The 21,435-nt window shown below is 65.5% G+C and carries 21 protein-coding genes and 1 riboswitch; of the genes, 7 read left to right on the top strand and 14 right to left on the bottom strand.

What is annotated here, in order from left to right; translation table 11 throughout:
- Positions 1-13: 13 nt before the first annotated feature.
- A complete protein-coding gene (locus tag VXJ37_RS15785; RefSeq protein WP_331323977.1) occupies positions 14-559 on the top strand; it encodes a CGNR zinc finger domain-containing protein in 546 nt (181 codons plus the stop codon).
- A 1-nt stretch (position 560) separates the two neighbouring features.
- Here VXJ37_RS15785 and VXJ37_RS15780 read toward each other — a convergent pair whose 3' ends face one another.
- The 3 genes from VXJ37_RS15780 to VXJ37_RS15770 all read right to left on the bottom strand — a co-directional run bounded on the left by VXJ37_RS15780 (position 561) and on the right by VXJ37_RS15770 (position 3,064).
- Positions 561-938: a hypothetical protein gene (locus VXJ37_RS15780; protein ID WP_331323976.1), complete on the bottom strand. Its 378-nt coding sequence runs from the start codon at positions 936-938 to the stop codon at positions 561-563.
- A 99-nt stretch (positions 939-1,037) separates the two neighbouring features.
- The gene (locus VXJ37_RS15775; RefSeq protein WP_331323975.1) at positions 1,038-1,628 is read right to left on the bottom strand and encodes a hypothetical protein; all 591 of its coding nucleotides are present in this window, start codon (positions 1,626-1,628) and stop codon (positions 1,038-1,040) included.
- Positions 1,629-1,705: 77 nt separating this feature from the next.
- Positions 1,706-3,064, bottom strand: coding sequence for an MATE family efflux transporter (locus VXJ37_RS15770; protein WP_331323974.1), 1,359 nt, complete (start codon positions 3,062-3,064; stop codon positions 1,706-1,708).
- A gap of 108 nt (positions 3,065-3,172) precedes the next feature.
- Here VXJ37_RS15770 and VXJ37_RS15765 point away from each other — a divergent pair, with 108 nt between their 5' ends.
- On the top strand, positions 3,173-3,607 hold the full coding sequence (locus tag VXJ37_RS15765; RefSeq protein ID WP_307309315.1) for a DoxX family protein: 435 nt from the start codon (positions 3,173-3,175) through the stop codon (positions 3,605-3,607).
- Positions 3,608-3,737: 130 nt separating this feature from the next.
- Positions 3,738-4,754 (top strand): acyl-CoA thioesterase, encoded by a 1,017-nt coding sequence (locus tag VXJ37_RS15760; protein ID WP_331323973.1) that lies wholly within the window; start codon positions 3,738-3,740, stop codon positions 4,752-4,754.
- Here VXJ37_RS15760 and dnaB read toward each other — a convergent pair.
- Entirely contained in the window at positions 4,751-6,133 is a 1,383-nt protein-coding gene (dnaB, locus tag VXJ37_RS15755; RefSeq protein WP_331323972.1) for a replicative DNA helicase, read from the bottom strand. The two genes, VXJ37_RS15760 and dnaB, sit on opposite strands and share 4 nt — an antisense overlap.
- Positions 6,134-6,885: 752 nt before the next feature.
- Between dnaB and VXJ37_RS15750 the strand changes: the two genes are divergently transcribed.
- Positions 6,886-7,452, top strand: a complete 567-nt coding sequence (locus VXJ37_RS15750) for a hypothetical protein (RefSeq protein ID WP_331323991.1) — start codon at positions 6,886-6,888, stop codon at positions 7,450-7,452.
- Here the strand turns inward: VXJ37_RS15750 and VXJ37_RS15745 are convergent.
- The 6 genes from VXJ37_RS15745 to rpsF all read right to left on the bottom strand — a co-directional run bounded on the left by VXJ37_RS15745 (position 7,449) and on the right by rpsF (position 10,914).
- On the bottom strand, positions 7,449-8,075 hold the full coding sequence (locus tag VXJ37_RS15745) for an FMN reductase (RefSeq protein WP_331323971.1): 627 nt from the start codon (positions 8,073-8,075) through the stop codon (positions 7,449-7,451). The genes VXJ37_RS15750 and VXJ37_RS15745 overlap by 4 nt on opposite strands.
- A gap of 108 nt (positions 8,076-8,183) precedes the next feature.
- A complete protein-coding gene (locus VXJ37_RS15740; RefSeq protein ID WP_331323970.1) occupies positions 8,184-9,032 on the bottom strand; it encodes a PhzF family phenazine biosynthesis protein in 849 nt (282 codons plus the stop codon).
- Positions 9,033-9,125: 93 nt separating this feature from the next.
- Positions 9,126-9,578: a 50S ribosomal protein L9 gene (gene rplI / locus VXJ37_RS15735; RefSeq protein WP_018769834.1), complete on the bottom strand. Its 453-nt coding sequence runs from the start codon at positions 9,576-9,578 to the stop codon at positions 9,126-9,128.
- A gap of 17 nt (positions 9,579-9,595) precedes the next feature.
- Positions 9,596-9,835: a 30S ribosomal protein S18 gene (rpsR, locus tag VXJ37_RS15730; protein ID WP_003800144.1), complete on the bottom strand. Its 240-nt coding sequence runs from the start codon at positions 9,833-9,835 to the stop codon at positions 9,596-9,598.
- Between the two features lie 124 nt (positions 9,836-9,959).
- Positions 9,960-10,535, bottom strand: a complete 576-nt coding sequence (locus tag VXJ37_RS15725) for a single-stranded DNA-binding protein (protein ID WP_141158852.1) — start codon at positions 10,533-10,535, stop codon at positions 9,960-9,962.
- 73 nt (positions 10,536-10,608) lie between these two features.
- Positions 10,609-10,914, bottom strand: coding sequence for a 30S ribosomal protein S6 (gene rpsF / locus VXJ37_RS15720; RefSeq protein WP_015939036.1), 306 nt, complete (start codon positions 10,912-10,914; stop codon positions 10,609-10,611).
- A gap of 376 nt (positions 10,915-11,290) precedes the next feature.
- A riboswitch (cyclic di-AMP (ydaO/yuaA leader) is annotated at positions 11,291-11,439 on the top strand.
- Between the two features lie 5 nt (positions 11,440-11,444).
- Between rpsF and VXJ37_RS15715 the strand changes: the two genes are divergently transcribed.
- The 3 genes from VXJ37_RS15715 (at position 11,445) to VXJ37_RS15705 (ending at position 15,345) form a co-directional block, all read left to right on the top strand.
- Entirely contained in the window at positions 11,445-12,539 is a 1,095-nt protein-coding gene (locus VXJ37_RS15715; RefSeq protein ID WP_331323968.1) for a glycoside hydrolase family 16 protein, read from the top strand.
- 131 nt (positions 12,540-12,670) lie between these two features.
- Complete coding sequence (locus VXJ37_RS15710) at positions 12,671-13,861, top strand: glycosyltransferase (RefSeq protein ID WP_331323967.1); 1,191 nt, start codon at positions 12,671-12,673, stop codon at positions 13,859-13,861.
- Positions 13,858-15,345, top strand: a complete 1,488-nt coding sequence (locus tag VXJ37_RS15705) for an oligosaccharide flippase family protein (RefSeq protein WP_331323965.1) — start codon at positions 13,858-13,860, stop codon at positions 15,343-15,345. Before VXJ37_RS15710 ends, VXJ37_RS15705 begins: the two co-directional genes overlap by 4 nt.
- Positions 15,346-15,374: 29 nt before the next feature.
- Here VXJ37_RS15705 and VXJ37_RS15700 read toward each other — a convergent pair whose 3' ends face one another.
- Genes VXJ37_RS15700 through VXJ37_RS15685 form a run of 4 tightly spaced genes read right to left on the bottom strand, consistent with a single transcriptional unit; the run spans position 15,375 to position 21,397 of the window.
- Entirely contained in the window at positions 15,375-16,388 is a 1,014-nt protein-coding gene (locus VXJ37_RS15700) for an aminoglycoside phosphotransferase family protein (protein ID WP_331323963.1), read from the bottom strand.
- Positions 16,385-18,322 (bottom strand): dTMP kinase, encoded by a 1,938-nt coding sequence (locus tag VXJ37_RS15695; RefSeq protein WP_331323962.1) that lies wholly within the window; start codon positions 18,320-18,322, stop codon positions 16,385-16,387. Before VXJ37_RS15695 ends, VXJ37_RS15700 begins: the two co-directional genes overlap by 4 nt.
- Before the next feature lie 50 nt (positions 18,323-18,372).
- The gene (locus VXJ37_RS15690; protein WP_331323961.1) at positions 18,373-19,203 is read right to left on the bottom strand and encodes a glycoside hydrolase family 16 protein; all 831 of its coding nucleotides are present in this window, start codon (positions 19,201-19,203) and stop codon (positions 18,373-18,375) included.
- Positions 19,184-21,397, bottom strand: a complete 2,214-nt coding sequence (locus tag VXJ37_RS15685; RefSeq protein ID WP_331323960.1) for a hypothetical protein — start codon at positions 21,395-21,397, stop codon at positions 19,184-19,186. The genes VXJ37_RS15690 and VXJ37_RS15685 overlap by 20 nt, the downstream gene beginning before the upstream one ends.
- Positions 21,398-21,435 lie beyond the last annotated feature (38 nt).

The following is a 21,435-nucleotide window of genomic DNA, read 5'->3' as shown; positions in this document are numbered from 1 at the left end:
GTAAGGAGTCAACGTGGTTTTCGCCCCTGACACTGAAGTGGCGCTGCGGACGGTGGTGAACCTCATCAACACGGCCGCGAACGGCAGGGAGGAGCTGGCCTCCGTCACCGAGCTGGACACCTTCCTGGCCGCTGAAGGATTCTCCGGGGCGCGGAGCCGGGATGCCGCCGAACTCGAGAGCGTGCGGGAGCTGCGCAGTGAACTTGCCGCGGTGTGGACGGCGGACGAGGACGCGGCCGTGGAGGCGGTCAACCGGCTGCTGCGGGACGCTAACGCACTGCCCCAGCTGATGAAGCACGACGGGTGGGACTGGCACCTGCATGCCACCGCACGCGAGGCACCGCTGGCGGACCGGATGGGCACCGAGGCTGCCATGGCCCTGGCTGACGTGATCCGCAGCAAGGAGATGGACCGGCTGCGCATGTGCGGTTCAGAGGACTGCGACGCGGCCGTGCTGGACCTGAGCCGGAACAGATCCAAGCGCTACTGCGATACCGGAAACTGCGCCAACCGGGCCCACGTTGCCGCTTACCGCGCCAGGCAGGCCGCGGCGGGTTAGCTTAGGCCTGGCCTGTTCCGTCCGTGCCATCGCCGGAAGTCGTCGGGTCCTGGCTGCCGGGCGCGCGGAACCCATGGCCGGGGCCGGCCTGCGGGGATGGTTTGGGCGCCGAGCTCAGGTTTACGCCGGACCCCTTGCCCAGGTGTTCGGCGTTCTCCTTGTAGCTCATGGACAGCATTGCCGCGATCACCAGGGTGACGATGAACGCGATACCCGCCGCGGTGAAGGCAAGGTCGAACCGGGGGGTACGGGCGCTTCCGCCGGAGGCAAAGATCAATACGGCGACGAAGGCGACAACGGCCCAGAATGCGGAAAACATCAGCGGCCCCTTCACCGAGGTCCGCAGCTTGCGCGGTTTTCCCTGATGCTGGTCAGCCACGGTGGTTCCTCCCTGCAGGCGGCGCCGGGCCGGCCTGGTGTACGAATTGCGGTATCGCGCCGATTTTTCTACAGAAAGTAGAAGGGCACTCCCCCTAGTTTACGGCTTTCCTGCACCGCCGCTGGCATCATGCCTCAGCGTCAAGCCCGAAAGTACCCACAGGACGCCCGCAATAATAGCTCCTCCGCCGGCGACGCCCAGCAAGGCATGGGCACCGAGGTTGACGAAGAACGGCAGCAGCGCCGCTGTTCCAATCCCGATGACCCCGGACGCGATCCAGTCCCGCGCAAGCACATGGCGGCCCTTGTGCCGCAGGCCGCAGGCGAGTTCGAGGACGCCCGCCACTCCGAGGCCCAGGGCTGCTATCACTCCGAACAACAGGTCACTGTGCAGGAGGAGCACGGCGAAGCCGGCACCGGCCAGGACCGCTCCGGCGGCGGACAGCATCTTGCCCGACGCCGAGTTCTGCGCCAGCCCCGCTGCCGGGACGGTCCGCAGGGACACTACGCCGGCCGCCAGGAGGTAAAGGCCGCCGGCCCAGCCCATGACTTCCACGGAGGGAGACGTCCAGAAGACCGTCACTGCGCCAAACACCAGGGCAGCGGCGGCGCGGAGCAGGACCGGCCTCCAGAGGTCGATGCGGGGGGTGGTTGCGGGAGCAGCGCCGGCGGGGGTGGATGGTTGCGTCACCGGTCCAGTCTAGTGGGGGCGGCTGGGAGGTCTAACCGGACGGGCCGCCCGGGGCTTTCGGCAGGCGCAATAAGGTTTCAGCCCGCGCCGAGCACCATCCACCGGTCTGACCGGGCACGCAGGCCCAGGGTTGCCGCGCGGGCCGACATGTACCCCAGTGCGAAAACCGCCCAAAGCCAGCCAAGCCCGGAGGCCCCCGCGGCACCGGACAGGGCAACCCACACCAGCAGCGGCGCGTAGACACCAAGGTTCACCAGGCCGGCCAGGGCGAGATACTGCGCGTCGCCGGCGCCGATCAGCACACCATCCAGGACAAAGACGTAGCCCGCAATGGGCTGGCCGGCGGCCAGCACCCAGAGGGCAAAGGCCAGCACCTGCTGCACCTGCGGGTCAGGCGTGAACAGCGCACCGGCCCAGGGAGCCACCGCAGCCAGGAGCAGGCCCGTCACCACCCCGAAACCCGCACCCCAGCGGATCATGGTGCCGGTCAACAACCTTGCCCGCGCCGCATTGGACGCGCCAAGTTCTTTCCCAATGAGCGCCTGCGCGGCGATTGCCAGGGCGTCCAGGGCGAACGCAAGGAACGAAAAAATGGTCATGGCCAGTTGGTGGGCTGCGAGGTTGACTTCACCCTGCGCGGTGGCCACCAGCACCGTGGCCAGGATGGCGGTGCGCAGGCTGAGAGTACGCAGCATGAGCCATGAGCCCACGCGCGTCATGCTGCGGATACCCTGCCAACTGGGCAGCAGGGACACGCCGTGGCGCACGGCGCTCCGGCGGACCATCACTACATACACCGCCGCCATGGCCCATTGCGCAACGCTGGTGCCCAGGGCCGAACCCACCACCGACAGGCCCAACCCATAGACAAGCCAAAGGTTCAGCACGATGTTCGCACCGAAGCCGGCAGTAGCCACCACCAGGGGTGTCCGGGTGTCCTGCAGCCCTCGGAGCACGCCGGTGCCGGCAAAGATCAACAGCATCGCCACCAGGCCCGGCATGGACCACCGGAAGTATTCGATGGCATAAGCCCGAACGCTGCCTTCGGCGCCGAGCAGGCCGATGAGCGGGTCAGCAGCCGCGAAGCCCGCAGCTGCGAGGAGCACGCCGAGGAGCAATGCCAGCCAGACGCCGTCGCGCCCCGCTGCGAGGGCCTTGCCCAACTGCCCCTCGCCCAGGGCGCGGGCTACAGCGGGCGTCGTGGAGTAAGCCAGGAAGACCATGAGCCCCACAATGGTCTGCAGCACGGCGGAGGCCAGCCCCACTCCCGCGAGCTGGGCGACGCCGAGGTGTCCCACGATGGCGGAATCCGCCAACAGGAAGAGGGGCTCCGCCACCAGTGCACCGAAGGCGGGGACGGCGAGGCGGAGGATCTCCCTGGCCGGCCCCCGGCTTCCGGCCGCGGACGTGGACGTGGGAGCAGGTTGGTGGGGCACGGTGCCAGCCTAACCGGGGCAACCCATGGAAAGGAGCCGTCATGAGAAAGCCCACAAATCCAAAGGAATAGTTGACAGTTCAACTATCTCTTGGAGAGAGTGGGATCCATGAACCATTCACGACTGACCACCACAGCCCTTACCGCCCTTCGAATCATCCTCGGCTTCCTCTTCGCGGCCCACGGGTGGCAGAAGTTCACTGAGTGGACCATAGCCGGCACCCAGGCGTCCTTCGCCAAGATGGGCGTACCGGCCGCCGACGTCATGGCGCCCGCCGTTGCGGTCCTTGAGCTGGCAGGCGGTATTGCCCTGATCCTTGGGGTCCTCACCCGCGTGGTTGCCGCACTCCTTGTCCTGGACATGCTCGGCGCCCTCTTCCTGGTGCATGCCCCGGCAGGAATCTTCGCCGCAAACGGAGGATATGAGCTTGTCCTGCTCCTGGCCACAGCAGCCTTCGCACTGGCGCTCACCGGCGCCGGCCGCCTGTCCCTCGACCGCCTCCTCTTCAGCCGCAGCAATTCGAGGTTGTCAGTCCTGGCCTAGCGGACTCTTCCAGAGCCCGGCGACGGCGGTTGTGCACCCGGGTGCGCGGCCGCCGTCGCATTTTAACCGCCGCCAGTCCCCCCGCAGGACCGAACCGGCCAGTAACCGGCGCCATCAGTAAGATCGCAGCATGACTGAGACCGGCCGCCCCAACTCCGTAACCCTCCGATTCCTGGCCGCTCCCACCGACGTGGGCCACAGCGGCTCGGTGGACGCCGGCACCGTGCTCGAGTGGGTGGACAAGGCCGCGTATGCCGCAGCGGTGGGATGGGCCAAGTCCTACTGCGTGACCGCCTACGTGGGAAACATCCACTTTGCCGATCCAGTCAACAGCGGCGACATGGTGGAGGTGGAGGCCACGATCGTCTACACGGGCCGGTCCTCCATGCACATCCACACCGTGGTCTCGTCCGGGGATCCGAAGGGTGGCCCGGCCACGATGCGCAGCCAGTGCATGGTGATCTTTGTGGCCGTCGGCGAGGACGGCAAACCCATCCCAGTGCAGCAGTTCGAGCCTGCGACGCCTGCCGAGATCGAGCAGCGCGACCACGCACTGGCCAGGATCAAGGTCCGTGAGCGGATCGTCGAAGCTATGAACGGACAGGAATACACCGATGCCGGAACGGCGGAGCGGGTGACCTTGCGCTTCATGGCCGCCCCCACCGACGTTAACTGGGGCGGCAAGGTCCACGGCGGCATCGTCATGAAATGGATCGACGAGGCCGCGTATGTGTGTGCCTCACGCTATTGCGGACGGGACACCGTTGCCGTCTTCTCCGGCGGCGTGCGCTTCTACCGGCCCTTGCTGATCGGCCACGTGGTGGAGGTCGAAGCCCGGCTGGTCTACACCGGCACCAAGGGCATGCATATCGCTGTCCACGTCCGGTCCGGCGACCCAAAGGGCCGGGAGCTGCACCTCACCACGTACTGCCTCACGGTGATGGTGGCCCGCGACGACGACGGCAACTCGGTGCCCGTCCCCGCCTGGGTGCCGGTCAGCGAGGAGGACAAGCGGCTCCACGCACATGCCCGCGAGCTCCTGGAAATCCGGGGAACAGCTCCGGGCAACCGGCTGCCCAACCATCTGCTGGCCGCAGCCGGAACGGCAGGCAGCGGTACGGGCACCTTGGGCAACCAGGCTTCCTAGAAGCCGCCGCCACCGGCATCGCCGGCCATGTTGGCAAAGCGGGAATAGTGGCCCTGGAACGCCACCACGATGTCCTTGGTGGGACCGTTACGGTGCTTGGCCACCAGGATGTCCGCTTCCCCTGCGCGGGGTGATTCCTTGTCATAGACGTCTTCACGGTGCAGCAGGATGACCATGTCCGCGTCCTGCTCAATGGAACCGGACTCACGAAGGTCCGAGACCATGGGCCGCTTGTCCTGGCGCTGTTCCGAGCCACGGTTCAGCTGGGACAGGGCGATCACGGGGACCTGGAGTTCCTTGGCAAGGAGCTTCAGTGCACGGGAGAACTCGGAGACTTCCTGCTGGCGGGACTCCACCTTCTTGCCGGAGCTCATGAGCTGCAGGTAGTCGAGGATGACCAGCTTGAGATCATGCTGCTGCTTTAGCCGGCGGCACTTGGCCCGGATTTCCATCAGGGACATATTGGGGCTGTCGTCAATGAACAACGGAGCATCGTTCATCCGGCCCATAGTGGTGGCGATCTTGGACCACTGTTCGTCCTTGATGGTTCCCTTACGGAGGTCCTGGAGCCCGATGGTGGCCTCGGCGGACAGCAGGCGCATGGCGATCTCGTTGCGGCCCATTTCCAGGGAGAACATCACTGTGGAGAGGTTGTTCTTGATGGCTGCGGAGCGGGCGAAATCCAAGGCAAAGGTGGATTTACCGACGGCCGGGCGGGCGGCGATGACGATCATCTGGCCCGGGTGTAGTCCGTGGGTCAGTTCATCAAGTTCGTAGAAGCCGGTGGGCACACCGGTCATGCCCTCCCCGCGGTGGCCGGACGCCTCGATCTCGTCCACCGTTGACTCCATGACGTCCTTCAGCACCACATAGTCTTCGGCGGTGCGGCGTTCCGCTACGGCATAAACCTCTGCCTGCGCCTGGTTGACCAGGTCTTCCACTTCGCCATCGGAGCCGTAGCCCAGCTGCACGATCTTGGTTCCGGCGTTCACCAACCGGCGAAGCACCGCCCGCTCGGCCACGATCTCCGCGTAGTACCCGGCGTTGGCCGCAGTGGGAACGGTCTGGATGAGCTCGTGGAGGTAGGCCGGGCCGCCAATCCTGTTGATCTCGGCGCGTTTGGTCAGTTCGTCGGACACAGTGACGGCGTCCGCGGGCTCGCCGCGGCCGTAGAGGTCGATGATGGCCTCATAGATGGTCTCGTGTGCCGGGCGGTAGAAATCCTGCCCGCGGAGGATCTCCACCACATCCGCAATGGCATCTTTGGACAGCATCATGCCGCCCAGGACCGACTGTTCGGCCGCGATGTCCTGGGGAGGTTTGCGGCTCGCATCCGATCCACGGGTTGCCTCGACGGGGTCCAGATGCGCGATTGACAAAGCTGCCGTCCTCCATTTGTGCCGGGTGTGCCCCGGCGATCCATCCTGTTCGCAGCCGCCAACACAAGCGCCGCCACCTGTCCAGGTTTACAACCAAGCCCCGACAATCAGACGCGGGGTGGGCCGCACCTCCGGACGTGACTTATCCCCAGATTCCACAGTTTTTCCACAGAGGGTGTGGAAAAGGGGTGTAGGGCCGCGTCCAGGCTGCAGCTGGAACGCCGGTATTCTGGCCGCGAAGAACAGGTACCCCGCTACGGTAGCCCCGGTTGCGCCCGCAGCAAAGCCAGCTTGCCGCAACCTCTGTGGATAACCTGTGCAGTATGTGGCATAGCTTGTGCACAGCCTGTGGTGAAGTCTGTGGACAAAATAAATATTTGAGTAGCATCTGCGCCCTGACCTGCGGAAACACTGCAGGTGGCGTGTGGACTGAATATTTCTTCCAGGGAATTTCATCCACAGGGGAGTGCCGGCTTCCTGGCTACGCGGAGAGGCACCCGTCGCCTCGGAAAGAGCCAGGAGCGGAAACGTGGCGCTCCTCATATTCCGCTTCGGGATTTTGGCCAATGCCCTCCGGACCTGCATGCCGCCCGGTCCATATTGCTGTGGATAACCAGGATCAGGCTTAATATCTAGGTACGCCGGTGGATGTAGAAGCACGACCGGCCGCAGGAAGATAAGGCTGGCCGAATGGCCGGCTCGGCAACCGCACCTGGCAGCGGCCAGGAAGTTACACAGAATGGCTCGTGAAAATGGAATCCCTTGCGGTCCCGGTCCTTATCCTGCTCGCGGTGGTAGCGGGGGTCGCGTTGGCCTACCGCGCCGCCCGGAAACGCAGAACAGCCTCTGATGCCGCCCGGCCCCAGCCTTCCGTCTCCGCCAAGGAGCTTGCCCGCGCAGCGGTCGACAGGCTGTCGGAAGACCAACACCGGCGGCTTTACGCCCTGATCGCCCAGGATCAGGCGGTGCCCGCCATCAAGCTCTACCACGAGGTCACCGGAGACGGCCTGCGGGCATCACGTGCGGCCGTTGGCGCTCTCGCGGCCCACCCCCAGCCTTATCGGAGCCAGGCTCCGCAGCAGACCCCCGAACAAGACGACGACGAGCCCAAACGGTTTCCGTACCGCTACCGCGCCATTGCCAGCAAGGGCGATGTCACCAGGGAAGTGAGCAGCAACATGCTTAATGACGAGATCTACGGCAGAATCCGGACACTGGCCCGCAACGGTGACACGGAGGCCGCGGCAAACGCCTTGACGCGGCACTCTGATATTTCAATCACGCAGGCACGGGAGTTCATTGCCCTGCTGGAGGATTAGCGCGGCCCTGCAATGCCGGCAAGCAACTGCTCGAACGGGAGGGACTCCAGCGGAGCGGGCTTCCTGCCTGGCTGCGGCCCTTCAAGCAGCCGAGTGAACTCGCCGGCGGCGCGTTCAATCCGGTCTCCGAGCGACCCTCCGCCCTCTTCAGCGCTCCCCCAATCCTGGGGACCCGCAAAGACACCAGTGGCAGCCATGCGGGCGCGGAGGTAGCTGAACAACGGCCGCATGGCATAGTCAAGGACCATCTGGTGCCGGTCAGTGCCGCCGGTGGCTCCCAGCAAGACCGCCTTTCCGTCCAGTGACTTGGGGTCCAGAACATCTATGAAGGACTTGAAGAGGCCACTGTAGGACGCGCTGAATACAGGGGTTACCGCGATGATTCCGTCCGATGCCTCCACCGCTGCGATCACCTCCGCCAGGCGGGGGGCTGCATAGCCGGTGACGAAGTTGTTGGCAATGTCCACGGCCAGGTCACGGAGCTCCACGACATCCACGTCCACCTGGTATCCGCCGGCCATAAGCTGGCGCCGGGCAGCTGCTGCCAACTGGTCCGCCAGCAGGCGGCTGGAGGAGGGTACGCCGAGCCCTGCAGAAAGGACGGTGATGCGGCGGGTTTCCATGGCATTCTCCTGGTGCTTGTTCTATCCATCATATATGCGTTTGCATCTACATGTTCGAACTGCTTGCACCAGGAAAGTATTCCCGCCCGACTAACAGGCCTGCCCCTGTTAGAGCATCACGCTTCCCCGAATGCCGGTGGTGGAGTAGCCCCCCACCCAGATATCGCCATCTTCGGCACTGACGTGGATGCGGCCCGCCCGGCCCAGGACCGTCCCCTGCGATGCCACGTACCGCTCCGGGGCCCTGCCGGTCTCCATCAGCCACTGCGCTGCTCCGGCATTGAAGCTGCCCGTGACAGGATCCTCCGCCATCGCGTCACCGGGCAGGAACGTGCGGACTTCGAAGTCGGGCCCGTCGCCGGCAGGGCAAGGACCAATAGCGCCGATCTTCAGGTTGCCCATGGCCGCGTAGTCTGGCGCGAGGGCCAGGACCTTCTCAGCAGACTCGAGCAGGACCCCGATCCATTCAGGGCCATTCACCAGCCAGGACGCGTCGAGGATGTCTTCCGGGCGCACCCTTAGCGCCGCGGCCAGTTGCTGCCGGGCCGATGCTTCCACTGTGCCGAACCGCGTCAGGGGCGGCGCTACGAAAGCCAGCCTGCCGCCGTCGCGCTTTACCCGGACCAGCCCGGCAGCGCATTCCTGCACCACGTCGGCGCCGGATTTGGGTACTCCGCCGGCTTCGAGCCACGCATGCGCCGAGCCCAGCGTGGGGTGCCCCGCGAAGGGGAACTCTTCCATGCCGGTGAAAATCCGCACCCGGTAATCGGCGCGCGGGTCCTTTGGCGGCAGGAGGAAGGTGCTTTCAGAAAGGTTGGTCCAGTTCGCAAACTGCTGCATCGTTGCGGAGTCCAGGCCCTCGGCATCAAGGACAACGGCAAGCGGGTTGCCCCGGTAGGGCTGGCTGGAGAACACGTCTACCTGCTGGAAGGGGCGGCTGCGCGCGGTCGGATTCACCGGAGCAGGTTACCACCGGCACATGCGAAGACCCCCACCGCCGGAATCCGGCGATGGGGGTCTTTATGCAGTCGTGACTACCGGGCCGTAGGGCTACTTGCCTGCCACTACGTCGAGTTCGATCACAGCAGCAACGTCAGCGTGGAGGCGGACGTTGGCCTGGTAGGAACCAACCGACTTGATGTGTGCGGGCAGTTCAACCTTGCGCTTGTCGATCTTGCCAAGGCCAGCGGCCTCAACAGCGTCGGCGACGTCGCCCTGCTTGACGGTGCCGAACAGGCGGCCGGACTCGCCGGCCTTGACGACCAGCTTGACCGGCTTGGCGGACAGTGCAGCGGCCTGCTTCTGAGCATCTTCCAGGGAAGCGTGCTCGCGGGCGGCGCGGGCAGCCTTGATGGACTCAACCTGCTTCTCGCCACCCTTGGACCAGGTCAGGGCGAAGTTGCGGGGCAGCAGGTAGTTACGTGCGTAACCGTCCTTGACCTCGACAACATCGCCAGCAGCACCGAGACCGGTAACTTCGTGGGTCAGAATGAGCTTTGCCATGTTAGTTAATCCCTTCCTTAGCCGCGGCCAGCGCCGGAGTAAGGCAGCAGAGCAACTTCGCGGGCGTTCTTGATTGCCTGGGCGATCTTGCGCTGTTCCTGCACCGTTACGCCAGTGACGCGACGGGCGCGGATCTTGCCGCGGTCGGAGATGAACTTGCGCAGCAATGCTACGTCCTTGTAGTCGATGACAGTGATGTCAGCGGCCTTCAAGGGGTTGGACTTTGGTTTGGGCTTACGGAGTTCAGCCTTAGCCATCGTGGAGCTCCTATTCTAGGGAGCCCGTGGATATTGATCCACGGGATGGTGGTGGTCCGACGGCGGCAGCAGCTTGAGTGCGTTGCGCACCCTTGCAGTCCCGGCGCCGGGCCGTTGTTTGGGTTTAGAAGGGAGGTTCGGAATCGGGGCCGTTGCCCCAGCCGCCTGCGTTGGACACACCGGGCGTGGCCCAGGGATCGTCCTGTGCAGCCTGCTGGTTGCCGCCGCCCCAGCCTCCACCGGAGTTGCCGCCCTGGTTTCCACCAGAGTTGCCGCCTCCGAAGCCACCGCCACTGTTGCCGCCGCCGAAGCCGCCGCCACCCTGACCGCCGGAGCGCTGGGTACGGTTGACCTTGGCATTGGCGTAGCGCAGGCTGGGGCCGATTTCGTCGACCTCAAGCTCGATAACGGTGCGCTTTTCGCCTTCTTTTGTTTCGTAGGAACGGCTCTTCAGGCGGCCGGTCACGATAACGCGCATCCCCTTGGTCAGGGATTCGGCAACGTTCTCGGCTGCTTCACGCCACACAGCGGCGCGGAGGAACAGGGTCTCCCCGTCCTTCCACTCGTTGGACTGGCGATCAAAGGTGCGGGGGGTGGAAGCGATGGTGAAGTTCGCTACTGCCGAACCGGACGGTGTGAACCGCAATTCCGGGTCATTGGTGAGATTACCGATGACTGTAATGGTGGTCTCGCCTGCCATCTACTGCCTCCTTGTTCGATCCTGGGTGAAGAGTGCGTTTCCTGCGGAGTAAAGAATGAAGACCGGCGCTGAATTACTCAGCAACAACCTTCTGCTCTTCGGGGCGGGTGATCTTGGTGCGCATGATGGTCTCGTTAAGAGACAGCTGGCGGTCAAGTTCCTTGGCGGTCTCCGGCTTGGCGGTGAAGTTCACCACGGCGTAGATACCTTCGGACTTCTTCTTGATGTCGTAAGCCAGACGGCGACGGCCCCAGATGTCAACCTTCTCGATGGTTCCACCATCGTTGGTGATGACGTTCAGGAACTTCTGAAGCGACGGCTCAACGGTACGCTCTTCGACCTCGGGGTCGATGATTACCATCAATTCGTAAGGACGCATATGTGAACCCACCTCCTTTGGGCTAAGCGGTTACGGCATTTCCGTAACAGGAGGTTCATTTGCGATTCCATGCAATGCCCTTGCCACCGGAACGGGGGCAGGACGCAGCACAGACTTCAGTATCCTAGTGCATTTGGACCCGATAGGCGATTCGCGCTTGACTCAAGGCTAGTCCCGTGACGCATGGCGCGGCGCCCCTGCCTCGTCTATGTGGATAACCCGCTCCGCCCTACGGGCGGGGAAGCCGCGGGTGACAAACCGTGGGCCAGGACGTGAGGCCCGTTACCTAATTGTGATTTTCGCCCGCGTGTCGTGTACGGTCAGGGGGGGCCGCCCCCAGCCGGCCCCAATCCCGGAGGACGCCCAGCTCTGCCGCTTCCGTGATCCACCAAGTTTCCAGGCAGAGGCGGGGGACCCGAGTGTCGCGGGCTGGCTTATGCCTGCCCTTGGGGTGAAGCCGCATTCAGGCGGCCGGATGGCCTCATTCGAACCCGACAGCTAACTCCGCAGGCGTTGAGAGGTAAATCCCCATGCCCGCATTCCTTAAAAGCAGCGCGAACCCGGCGCACCGTTATCAAAATGAGACTGAACCGGTCCCCGGCACCCCGCCAATGCCGGCGGCCAAGCGAAAAGTAGGCCGACTGCCCCTGCCCCTCGCGGCCGGACTTGCCGCCGCACTCCTCGGCACCGCGTCCCTTGGCCTCGGCCTTGCCCAAGGCAATGACACGGCGGACGTAGCCCGCGTGGCCAGCGCCGGTAGTGAAGCAACCCCGCAAACTGCAACCGCTCCCTCCTCCCCCGCACCGGCTCAGGCCCCCGCAGTCGAGGCCCCTCCGGCCCCGGCGCCCTCCCTGGCCCAGCCCGCCGCTCCGGCGCCGGCACCACCGGCGCCCGCCGTGCCGGCTCCCGCGGTCGACTCCCCCATCGCCGTGGCGCCCGCCGCGGCGCAGCTGGCAAATAGCGGCGCTCCGATGCCGACGGGAGTTCCCGGCAACTGGACCATGACTTTCGCCGACGAATTCAACGGAAACGGCCTGGACAGTGCCAAGTGGGCCAGCTGCTGGTTCTCGCCCGGCTGCGGAGCCATGAACAAAGTCTCCACCAGCCCCTCAAACGTTTCCGTGGCCAACGGGAATCTTGTCCTGGGGCTCAGCTCTTCCACTTCCGGCGCCTTGGTGTCCACCAACCCCAAGGGGGGTGCGGGCAGCGGTTTCCAGTTCACCACCGGCTATGTCGAGGCACGGATCAAATTCCCAGGCAATGGCAACGGGCTCTATAACTGGCCGGCCTTCTGGACCACGGGACAGTCCTGGCCAGCCACCGGCGAGAATGACATCGCCGAGGTACTCCAGGCCAAGATGACCGTTAACTACCACTCGTCTTCCGGCTCCCAGAACCAGGGTGGCGTCGGCGGCAACTGGGCCAACGAATACCACACCTTCGGGCTGCACCGAATGGCCAACTCCTCGGACGTGTACTTTGACGGCGTCAAAGTTAAGTCCTATCCCACCAATGACGGCAATGCCCCTCAGTACATCGTCCTGAATGTGGGCGCCTCATCCACCAACCCCGCCTACGGACCCCAGTCCCAGGTCCTGGTGGATTACGTGCGCGCCTGGCAGTAGCCGGCCCCGCACCACCGTGTGGGGGCGACGGCGGGACCTCCCGCCGTCGCCCTTCCCCCTTGCCCGTTGTCTTCCTCAAGGTTGCCTAAAGCAACCGCTCCCGCGGAAGTGTGATCCATTACACTCGTGCAATGAGGCTCCTGTACGTGACGGAAAGCGTGCCCAACCGGGATCCGGAACTTGGGGACGGAAGCTCGATGATTCCGTACGAGGTCATCCTGCACCTTCCGGCAGACGTTGCCGTCACCCTGCTGACTTTTTCCGGCCCGGTCCCCGTACCTGCAGAAATCAGGGACCGCTGTGACTCCGTCTACGAAGTGGCACCGCGGGAAGAACTTTCAGCGTTTGTCCGCTCACTCGGGGGCCTGGCGGGGCTGGGCAAGCACCGCCGTGACACCCCTTCCGCCCGCGCGGCAGCCGCACGTTTGTCGCAAGGCAAGGACGCCACCCTCATCCACGGCCCCCACGCCCTTTTCCTGTCCCACCAGGTGTCCGGACCCGTGGTGCTGCAAACAGTGGACCCCTGGTCCATCCGCGCCGGTATGGACACCGACATTGCGCACACACTCCGGCCCGCCTACCGGGTGCGTGAACAACTGGCGGCACGTGCTGAACGGCAACTGCCGGCGCGGGCACGCCTCCTGACCGTCGGGGCACAGGACGCCGCCGCGTGGTCGGCACAACTGGGCCGGCCGGTGAGGAGCATCCCCAACGGAACTGCGGTGGGCAGCGGCACCCGCCGTGAGCGCGGCATACCCGTCGTGTGCTTTGCCGGCAGCCTGAATTACGCCCCCAACGTGGACAGCGCCACCGTTCTGATAAAGGCGATCGCGCCGCGGGTATGGCAGGAAGTTCCGAACACCCGGTTTGTCATCGCAGGGCGCCGCCCCACACCGGCGGTCCAGGCACTGGCGGGGCCGCGGGTGGACGTCCTGGCAAACGTTCCCTCCCTCTTGGACGTCTTCCACGGATCTGACGTGGCAGTTTTCCCCGACGAGCATGGCGTGGGCATCCGCAATTCCGTACTGGAAGCCCTCGCGGCGGGGCTGCCCGTGGTGGCTACCCCGGTGGCTGCCAGGGAACTGCCCGCGCACCCCCTGATGACCGTGGAAGACAGCCGGGACCGGCTTGTCCGCAAGATAGTGGACCTTCTCACCGCGCCGAAACCGCTGCAGGGACCTCCCGCGGCGGTTCCGGCAGGAGGTCCGGCCGAGGTCCGGTCATGGGACACCGTGGCCGGCGAATACCTCGCGGAAGTACGGGAGGCGGCAGCCGCCCCATCCCCGGCCGGGCGGCTTTCAGCGACGAACGGGCAAGCGTGACGTACGCGCCGGGGGAACTGGAACGCAAAGGGGTCCGTGGAGCCCTGTGGCAGGGGCTGGCCTTCGCCTCGGGCAGGGTCATCGTCCTGGTGACCACGGTGGTGCTCGCCCGGCTGCTGTCGCCCGCGGAATATGGCCTCGTGGCCCTCGCGCTGGTACTGATGGCCTACGCGGAGACCATTGCGGACGCCGGTGTGGGCCAGGCCCTGGTCTACCTGCCCAGGACGCCGGTCATAGCGCGCTCAGCCCTCCTGCTGTCCGTCGCCCTGGGCGCGGTCCTGGCCCTGGCGGCCGCGCTTGCGGCGGACACCGTGGAGGATCTCGTCGGGCTGGACGGCGTGGCTCCCCTGGTGCAGGTTCTTGGAGTTTCCGTACTGGCCACCGCTTGCGGAGCCGTCCCCGAGGCGATCATGCGCCGCGACCTCAAGTTCCGGCAGCTGACGGCAGCTCCGGTGCTGCGCGCCGCCACCATGGGAACGGTGACCCTTTACCTGGCTTTCACCGGCCACGGGGCCTGGTCACTCGCGGTGGGAACAGCCGCAGGATCAGTGGCCTACGCCGCCACCTGCTGGTTCCTGGTCCGCCACGAGGCCCCCTGGCAGATCTGGCGCGTGAGCAGGAGCGCCATTGCCGAGAATGTCCGCTTCGGCGCTCCCGTCGCAGGCAGCACCATGCTGGCCAGGGCGATCTTCGACGTCGACTACCTGGTCATCGGCATCGTACTTGGCGCCAACGCGCTTGGCCTTTACACCCTCGCCTTCCGCCTGCCCGAAGCCCTGATCCTGAACGTGTTCTTCGTTCTCTCCACCGTCCTGTTTCCCCTGTATACGCAGGTCCGCGGCGACCGGCAGCGGCTGCGCGACGGGTACCTGAAGAGCGTCACTGTCCAGGCGCTGTACGGCATTACGGCAGGAGTGGGACTCGCCGTGGTGGCACCCGTCCTGGTGCCGGTCCTGTTCGGGCAGCGGTGGGATGACTCGGTCACCCCTCTGGTCTTCCTCGCACTGTACGCAGCCGCCCGGTCCCTGGGCGCGGGTGCCAATGATGTCTACAAAGCCCTTGGCAGGCCCGGGCTCTCCATCTGGATCTCCGTGGTCCGGCTTGCCGTCCTCCTCCCGGCGCTGGTCTTCGCCACGCGCTGGGGCATAGTGGGGGTCGCTTGCGCCCAGATGGTGGTCGCCGCGGTCTTTGCGTTCGGCATGCAGGCTGTGGCGGCCAAGGTGATGGGAACCAGGGTGCGGCGCTTGATGCGGGCCGCCGCCCCCGGCCTGCTGTGCGGCGCCGGAGTCGCCCTGGTGGGCCTTCTGAACCTGGCCCGGCATGCGCTGGGCCCTGTCCCCACCCTGATTGCCATGGTGCTTGCCGGCATCGCGGTGGCGTACGCTGTGCTGTGCTTCGGCTACCGGGACCTGCACGATGAGATACTCGGCCTTTTCAGGAACCACCCGAAAACGCCGGGTAACGCTGAGGGCCGGTCATCCTGAGGCTTCCCCCGAAGTCCTGCAGTTTTGCCCTAGGCGGCGTCCAGGGCGTGCCGCCACAGCCAGAAGTCCCTGTCAGCCATGAGGGTGGCGCGCACTTTCCCGTTGCCCTGTGAAAGCCCAGGCGCGGCTTCCTGCGCCAGGCGGTCAGCAAGCGTTGCCGTGGACCGGGCCCAGGTTGCGATGACCAGCAAGGGGAACAGTGATTCGTCCACTCCCCTCATTCCAAGGTGGAGTGACAGCGGCCCATGTGCCCAACCGCCACGGCCGAACGCCTTGTCGAAGGCGGCAAGCTGGGCCTCCCTCACGAACGCCTGTTCGCTGGACTCGCTTAGGTACTGCAGGTAGAACACCAGGTCGTGCCCGGGAACACCGCCGGTAAGGGAACGTTCCCAATCCATGACCTGCAGGGGAGCGCCCGGCTTAACAAGCAGGTTGGGGTGGCTCAGGTCGCCGTGTTCGATCACGGCGGGCAGTTGCGCGCGCTGGAGGGGCGCGAGGACGGCGTGCGTGCGCTCAACCAATTCACAGGTCTGCGCATCCTGTCCGGACAAGGCCTCAAGCGCCGCCAGCGGATCCCTGACCGCACGCTGATACCAGTCCACGTTGTCCGCGGCGGGACGGGTGCAGGGAAGTGCCCCGACGAACTCGGTTCCGGTGGCTACGGCGGAGGAAAGGTCCGCCGCCACTGTCCTGGGGTCGAGGGGGGTCCCGGTCAGTGCGGTTTCGACGAGGACGGTATAGGCACCCATGTCCCGGATCCCCACCAGCCGGGGAACACCGGCGTCCGGGCTGTCGACGACGGCAGAGAGTTGGGCCAGCATGGCAGCCTCACGGCGGACTCCGGTGTTGTCGCCGGGCTGGCGGGGCACCTTCACCACCAGGGCCGGCTCGGTGTGCCGGGCAGGGAAGATCAGGGCCACCACATGCCGGGAAGTCGCAAAGCGCGGCGTCAGGAGCAGCGTCTCCCAGCGCTTCCCCAGGCCGTACCGGTCAAGGGCGAACTCTTCATAGTGGTCGTGCAGGAACTGGTCCACGAAATTCACGGCTGATCCTTCCCTTCCGGCCGGCGCCCGGTGATGGTGCCCTCAGGCACCAGGAGGTCGAAGACGCGCAGGGCCAGTGCAGCATGGACCGCGGCAGCTTTCAGCGCCCCGAAACGCACATCCTTCCGCAACCCGAGGGTGTCGCGGATGGACAGGCGGGACCGCACCGAAACCAGCCGTGCAGTGCGCTGGCGGTTGGGAGCATTCCAGTAAAGGGCAATGTCCCTGTACCCCCGGCGTTCCAAGGCCCTCTTCCAGCCCCTCAGCGTGCGCGGACCCGAGCGCTGGAGAAGGGACCGGCTGGCCTCCACGCAAATCCAGCCTCCGGGCTCCAGCACCAGTTCTGCACTGTCAAGCTGTCCACGCCCGGGCGAGGCAAGCAGCACCACGTCGCACGTCCTGCCGCCGGTCACGGTTTCCGGATCCGCCAGGCGCACGGCTTCCGGGTCCAGCAGCCGCAGGGCCGCCTGCGTCTCGGGGCTCAAGCTCCCGCCGAAACCAAGGGCGCGCGGCTGCAGGACGGGAAGGAGGAACCGCCAGTCCAGGAACCGCCAAAGATGCAGGTCCAGGGCCTCCCCTGCGACGGCTTCCGGGGCCGGCGGCCGAGGGATGGCAGCTATTGCCTTTTGGGCGCCGCTTGCGAAGATGTCCCACACGATGCCGGTTGCGACGCGCTGCACCACGTCCGCCGGCTGGGCTGCATCGACCACCCTGCTGCCGGGGAGCCGGCCAGCCAACTCGAGGTAGTCGTTCCGCCACGATTCCAGGACCTCCGGGCTGTGTTCGCCCTTCCGCTCAAACATGACCTCGCCGGGGACATCGAGCACCAGGAGGACATCAGGGGCAGGAATCACGACAAGGGCGAGCACATTGCTGATCGCCGCAAGCGGGCCGCGGGAGGAGCCGCCGAGCAAGGCGTCATAGGCCACGCGGTCCATCAGCACCACCTTGCCCATGGCCCGGTAGAACCTGGCCAGGAGGCCGCCCCGCACCAGCCGGTAGACCTTCTTGGCAGTTCGTCCGCCTGGTATCCGGTTGAGCACGGCATCCCACGGCCCGGCCCCCCACAGGCCCATGTAAACGTATTTGGTGGGCAGCGGCAGGTCGGCATGCAGGCCGTTCAACAGTGTGGTTTTGCCGGCCCCGTCCGGAGCCATGACGCCCAGCAAGGGAGTGTGCCCCTGAACGCGGGCACCGGCGTGCCTCAACGTTCCGTTCACTGCTGATATGAACCTGGAGCTGAAACTGCCACTCCAGGAAGCCCTCATCCGGGCCGCAATGGCCGGTGCTTCCTCGAACCGTCCTGCCAGGACCAGGTTCAACATGTCGGTTGCCAGCCCCGCACCAACCCTGCGCCTGACCGACTCCGCCATCCTGCCGCCGTCGGCCGCCACCTTGGCAGCCGCCCGGGCACCTTCCTGGCGCTCCTGCGCAACACCGCCCTTGTCCATGAAGAGGTGCAGCAGCAGCAGCCATGCCTGGTCTGACGGGTCCGGCACCCAGTAGGAGCCATGGCGGACCCTGCGCCGAAGGCACCGGGGTGCCCAGGACGTACGCCACTGCTGGTGGGGGCCGAACGCCAGGACCGAGACAATGTCGAGCTTGATCCACGCGCCTGCGTCCGCGGAGTAGCAGAAATAGAATCTGTGGCTGCCATGGCCCCAGGCCACGACGCGGCAGAACCCCGCGTCCGCCATCAGGGCATCCAGCCGCGGAAGGAGCCTGCTGTCCACGAGGATGTCCACGTCTCCCCCGGGCAGGGCCAGATCGTCCCCGCCCCGGACCAGGAGCCATGGCAGCCCTGCCGCGTCGAGGACCCGGAACGCTTTAGCCACCAGGGGATGGATCTCGTCGTTTCCGGGCGCCGCATCCCCAACTGTGCGTGAGGCGTCCCCCGGCTCCCGGGGAACGGGCAGGTTACTTACGGTGTCCACGGTGCAGTCCCCCAAATCGGTTCCGGCCGCAGCGGCGGCCACGGCCTTGTTTACGGTGCGTAGGCATACTGCACCACCCAATCAACCTGTATGTGCCCGGCAACGTCCTTCGCGGGAAAAGTACTGGTGGCGTCGTCGGCCGTCTCCACCTGGAGAGTCCAGCGCATTGGCGTGCGGGGTACGCCTTCGGGTTTGGTCGTCTGGTCCACCAGTTGGTCATCCAGGAACCACTGCACCAGGCCGGGCTTCCATTCGATGGTGGCTACATGCCACTGGCCGGGGCTGGACGAAGAGTATTTCCGGTCCCCGGGATCAAACTGCATGCCGTTGGACGTCCGGGTCCCCCTGATCGCGGAGTTCCCGTAAAGGGAACCATCCAGGCCCCCTTCCGGCCAATCGATTTCCCCCTCGTTCCAGTGGTCGCTGGCAGGCCAGAGGAGGAACGCGATCTTGTAGCCGGGGATGGAGTCATACCGGAACCGCACGGAGTATCTTCCATAGGTCTGGCCGGTGTAACCGAACGGTATGGCGCTGGCCACCCGGGGGCTGTTGTTCGAATAGTGGAGGTAGAAGTCCAGGTAGCCGTCGTGTACCGAAAGGACATCATCGGGGCTGTACGTGCCATAGCCCGAGGAATCGGAAAAGCCCGCATAACCCCTCATGTCGGGGCCGTACACCTGGCCGACGGCTCCCAAAGGAGCAGGTACGTCGAAGTCCTGGACCATCGTCTGGCGCCACGAGGGCAGGTTCCCCCTGGGTGCTTCTGTGACGCTGGAAAAGTCTCCTTGGAGCGCCAGCAGGGCAGCCCCGACGATGGACAGCGACGTCACGGTGATCAGCGACAGCTGGTACACCCGTCCCCTATTTTCCCCAGTCAGCACGGGTAACCTCGTAAATCCTCACGGACTTGTTCTCAAAAACCAGCTCGGTGCCACGTGCGACGTTCAGGTCATGCTCAAGCGGGACCAGGACATCCTTGGGGAACTTCCGGGTAACGCCGGTGGACGTGCGCTGCTCCAGGTCGGAGACCACCACGAAGACGCGGTCCGAGGGCCGCAGCTTGGCCGCCGCCCGGGTCTTGTCGACGTAGGCCAGCATGTCGTCACCCGTAAACGGCGCGAGGGCGCTGTGCAGCTTCGGTGCAACGGAAATCATTTGGCCGCTGCGGAGGAAGAAGGAGTAGTGCGAGCCGATGAGCAGCGGCAGGTGGTAGTTGGTCTCCACCACGGCGTCACCGCGCTGGACGTTCGAATCCAGCCACTGGCTGGCAGCCACGTCTGCCACCGGTACCCGTACGTTGGCCTCATTCTGGAAGTACACGGTGGTAAAAAGCGCCGCCATTACCGAGATCGCGGATGCTGCCCCCATCACCGCCTTCCTGCCGGGGCGCTTGCCGGACCAGAAGAACCAGGCTGCGCCGATGGAGAGCCACGGAAGGGCAAACATGAACACCCGCAGCCGGCCCTCCCCGCCGTAGGACGTTCCGAACAGCCCAATGATGGGTGTTGCCGCGAGCGTCCCCACCAGCAGGGTGGTGCGGACGTGGCCGCGAAGGAAGTTGCGAAGGAAGCCCAACCCGGCAAGCAGGGCGGTAAACAGGGACAGGGCCAGCGCCTCCCTGGCCAGCCACCGGCCGGACAGGAGGGACGGGCCGGGCGCGCCGGCCACGCTCTTGTAACCGGCATTCGCCAGGAAATCGAAGCCGCTCAGCAGGCCGTACTTTTCCTTCACGAACTCCGCATTGGGAAGAAGGTAGAGCAAGGCCATCAAAAGGAGCGCCGGGGCGAGCCACGCGGGCTTAAAGTAGCGGGCCATGAAGAGCGGGAACAACCCCAGGATGGCCAGGTAGGGCGTCAACTGGTGGCTCATGACGATCATCGCCTGCAGGACCAGGACGGCAACCACTGCCAGTGCCTGCTGGCGGCCGCTGAAGGACCTGATCTCCTCAGGTTCGGGCGCGGATTTGGAGAACCGGTTTGCCAGCCTCTGCTCGAGCGACACCACCCAGGCGGCCGGGCTTCCGCGAAGGAAGGTGAGAATCACCAGGCACATGGTCAGGTGCAGCGTGTAGGCAAAGGCCTGCGGCGAAAAGTAGTTCTGGTTCAGCCAGTTTGAAAGTGCAAAGACCAGCGCACTGGTCCAGTAGATACGGCGGTTCTTCGTCAGAGTCCTGGCAATTGCGAGGACCAGTGCCACGTTCATCAGCGCAAACACCGGCTCCGCCCATCCCGCGTAGGACAGGGCATCCTTGTAGCCGCCCGATTCGCCAAGGAACGCACTGAACAGGAAGAACCCGGGCCAGCGGTTGTAAATGTCAATATTCGGGTCAAACTGGCCGGTGCTCTGGATCAGGTCTGTCACGGCGATGTGCTTGTACGTCCAGGGCAGCCGCGGGACGCTGGTGAGCAGGCCGGCAGATGAATAGAGGATGACCACCAGCCCGGTGAGCGAGGCTCCCGGAAGCCATCCGGAATGCTGGCCGGGACGGGCGGTGCTCCAGATGCATAACGCGACAACCAGCGCCAGCGAAACGTACCAGGTGACCGGGAACGCGGCGAGGAGCCCCAGGTCCCCCAAGTGCGGGTTCGTCAATCCCAGCGTGGCCGCCCACATGACCATGGCACCCACGAAAACCAGCCACGGCACGTAGGTGCCCGGCTGCGGACGTTGCAGCCGGGCAACGGAGGGCAATGGGGTGCGTGGGCCCGGTACCAGCATGGCGGCCACAGCTGCGAGCAGGATGCCGACGGCGGCGGGGCGGGGGTTCCAGAGCTGGAGCCACCCCATGACGGCAGCGGTCAGGGCGAAGGCAGTTGCGCCGGCAACGATCGTGAAGACCAGGCGTGCAACAGGATCCACGTGGCGGACCCAGCGCACCAGGGCCCAGCCCGGGATGGCGAGGCACACCAGGATTTTGGCACCCGCGATGGACTCACCGCCGACGTCGAACAGGATCAGGACCGCCGTCACGGCAGCGAGCAGGGCCAGGACGTATTCGGCATAGCCTGGCCCGTGCCGCCGTGAAGTGCGGGAGTTCATCGGGCCGGACACGTCACCCCTGATGAGAAGCGCCATACTGTTTCAACTCCTGGATAGTTCTTGCCGCCGGCGGA

Origin of the sequence: Pseudarthrobacter phenanthrenivorans, assembly GCF_036455295.1 — a bacterium.
Classification (GTDB): Bacteria; Actinomycetota; Actinomycetes; order Actinomycetales; family Micrococcaceae; genus Arthrobacter; species Arthrobacter phenanthrenivorans_C.
The sequence above is the reverse complement of the archived record's forward strand: the minus strand, read 5'-3'. Positions and strand labels throughout refer to the sequence as shown.

Coding starts and splice junctions, on each gene's coding strand:
- rplI (WP_018769834.1), bottom strand. CDS start 9,578: ATGGCAAAGCTCATTCTGACCCACGAAGTTACCGGTCTCGGTGCTGCT.
- VXJ37_RS15750 (WP_331323991.1), top strand. CDS start 6,886: ATGGAATCCCTTGCGGTCCCGGTCCTTATCCTGCTCGCGGTGGTAGCG.
- VXJ37_RS15710 (WP_331323967.1), top strand. CDS start 12,671: ATGAGGCTCCTGTACGTGACGGAAAGCGTGCCCAACCGGGATCCGGAA.
- rpsF (WP_015939036.1), bottom strand. CDS start 10,914: ATGCGTCCTTACGAATTGATGGTAATCATCGACCCCGAGGTCGAAGAG.
- VXJ37_RS15760 (WP_331323973.1), top strand. CDS start 3,738: ATGACTGAGACCGGCCGCCCCAACTCCGTAACCCTCCGATTCCTGGCC.
- VXJ37_RS15685 (WP_331323960.1), bottom strand. CDS start 21,397: ATGGCGCTTCTCATCAGGGGTGACGTGTCCGGCCCGATGAACTCCCGC.
- VXJ37_RS15715 (WP_331323968.1), top strand. CDS start 11,445: ATGCCCGCATTCCTTAAAAGCAGCGCGAACCCGGCGCACCGTTATCAA.
- VXJ37_RS15725 (WP_141158852.1), bottom strand. CDS start 10,535: ATGGCAGGCGAGACCACCATTACAGTCATCGGTAATCTCACCAATGAC.
- VXJ37_RS15745 (WP_331323971.1), bottom strand. CDS start 8,075: ATGGAAACCCGCCGCATCACCGTCCTTTCTGCAGGGCTCGGCGTACCC.
- VXJ37_RS15765 (WP_307309315.1), top strand. CDS start 3,173: ATGAACCATTCACGACTGACCACCACAGCCCTTACCGCCCTTCGAATC.
- rpsR (WP_003800144.1), bottom strand. CDS start 9,835: ATGGCTAAGGCTGAACTCCGTAAGCCCAAACCAAAGTCCAACCCCTTG.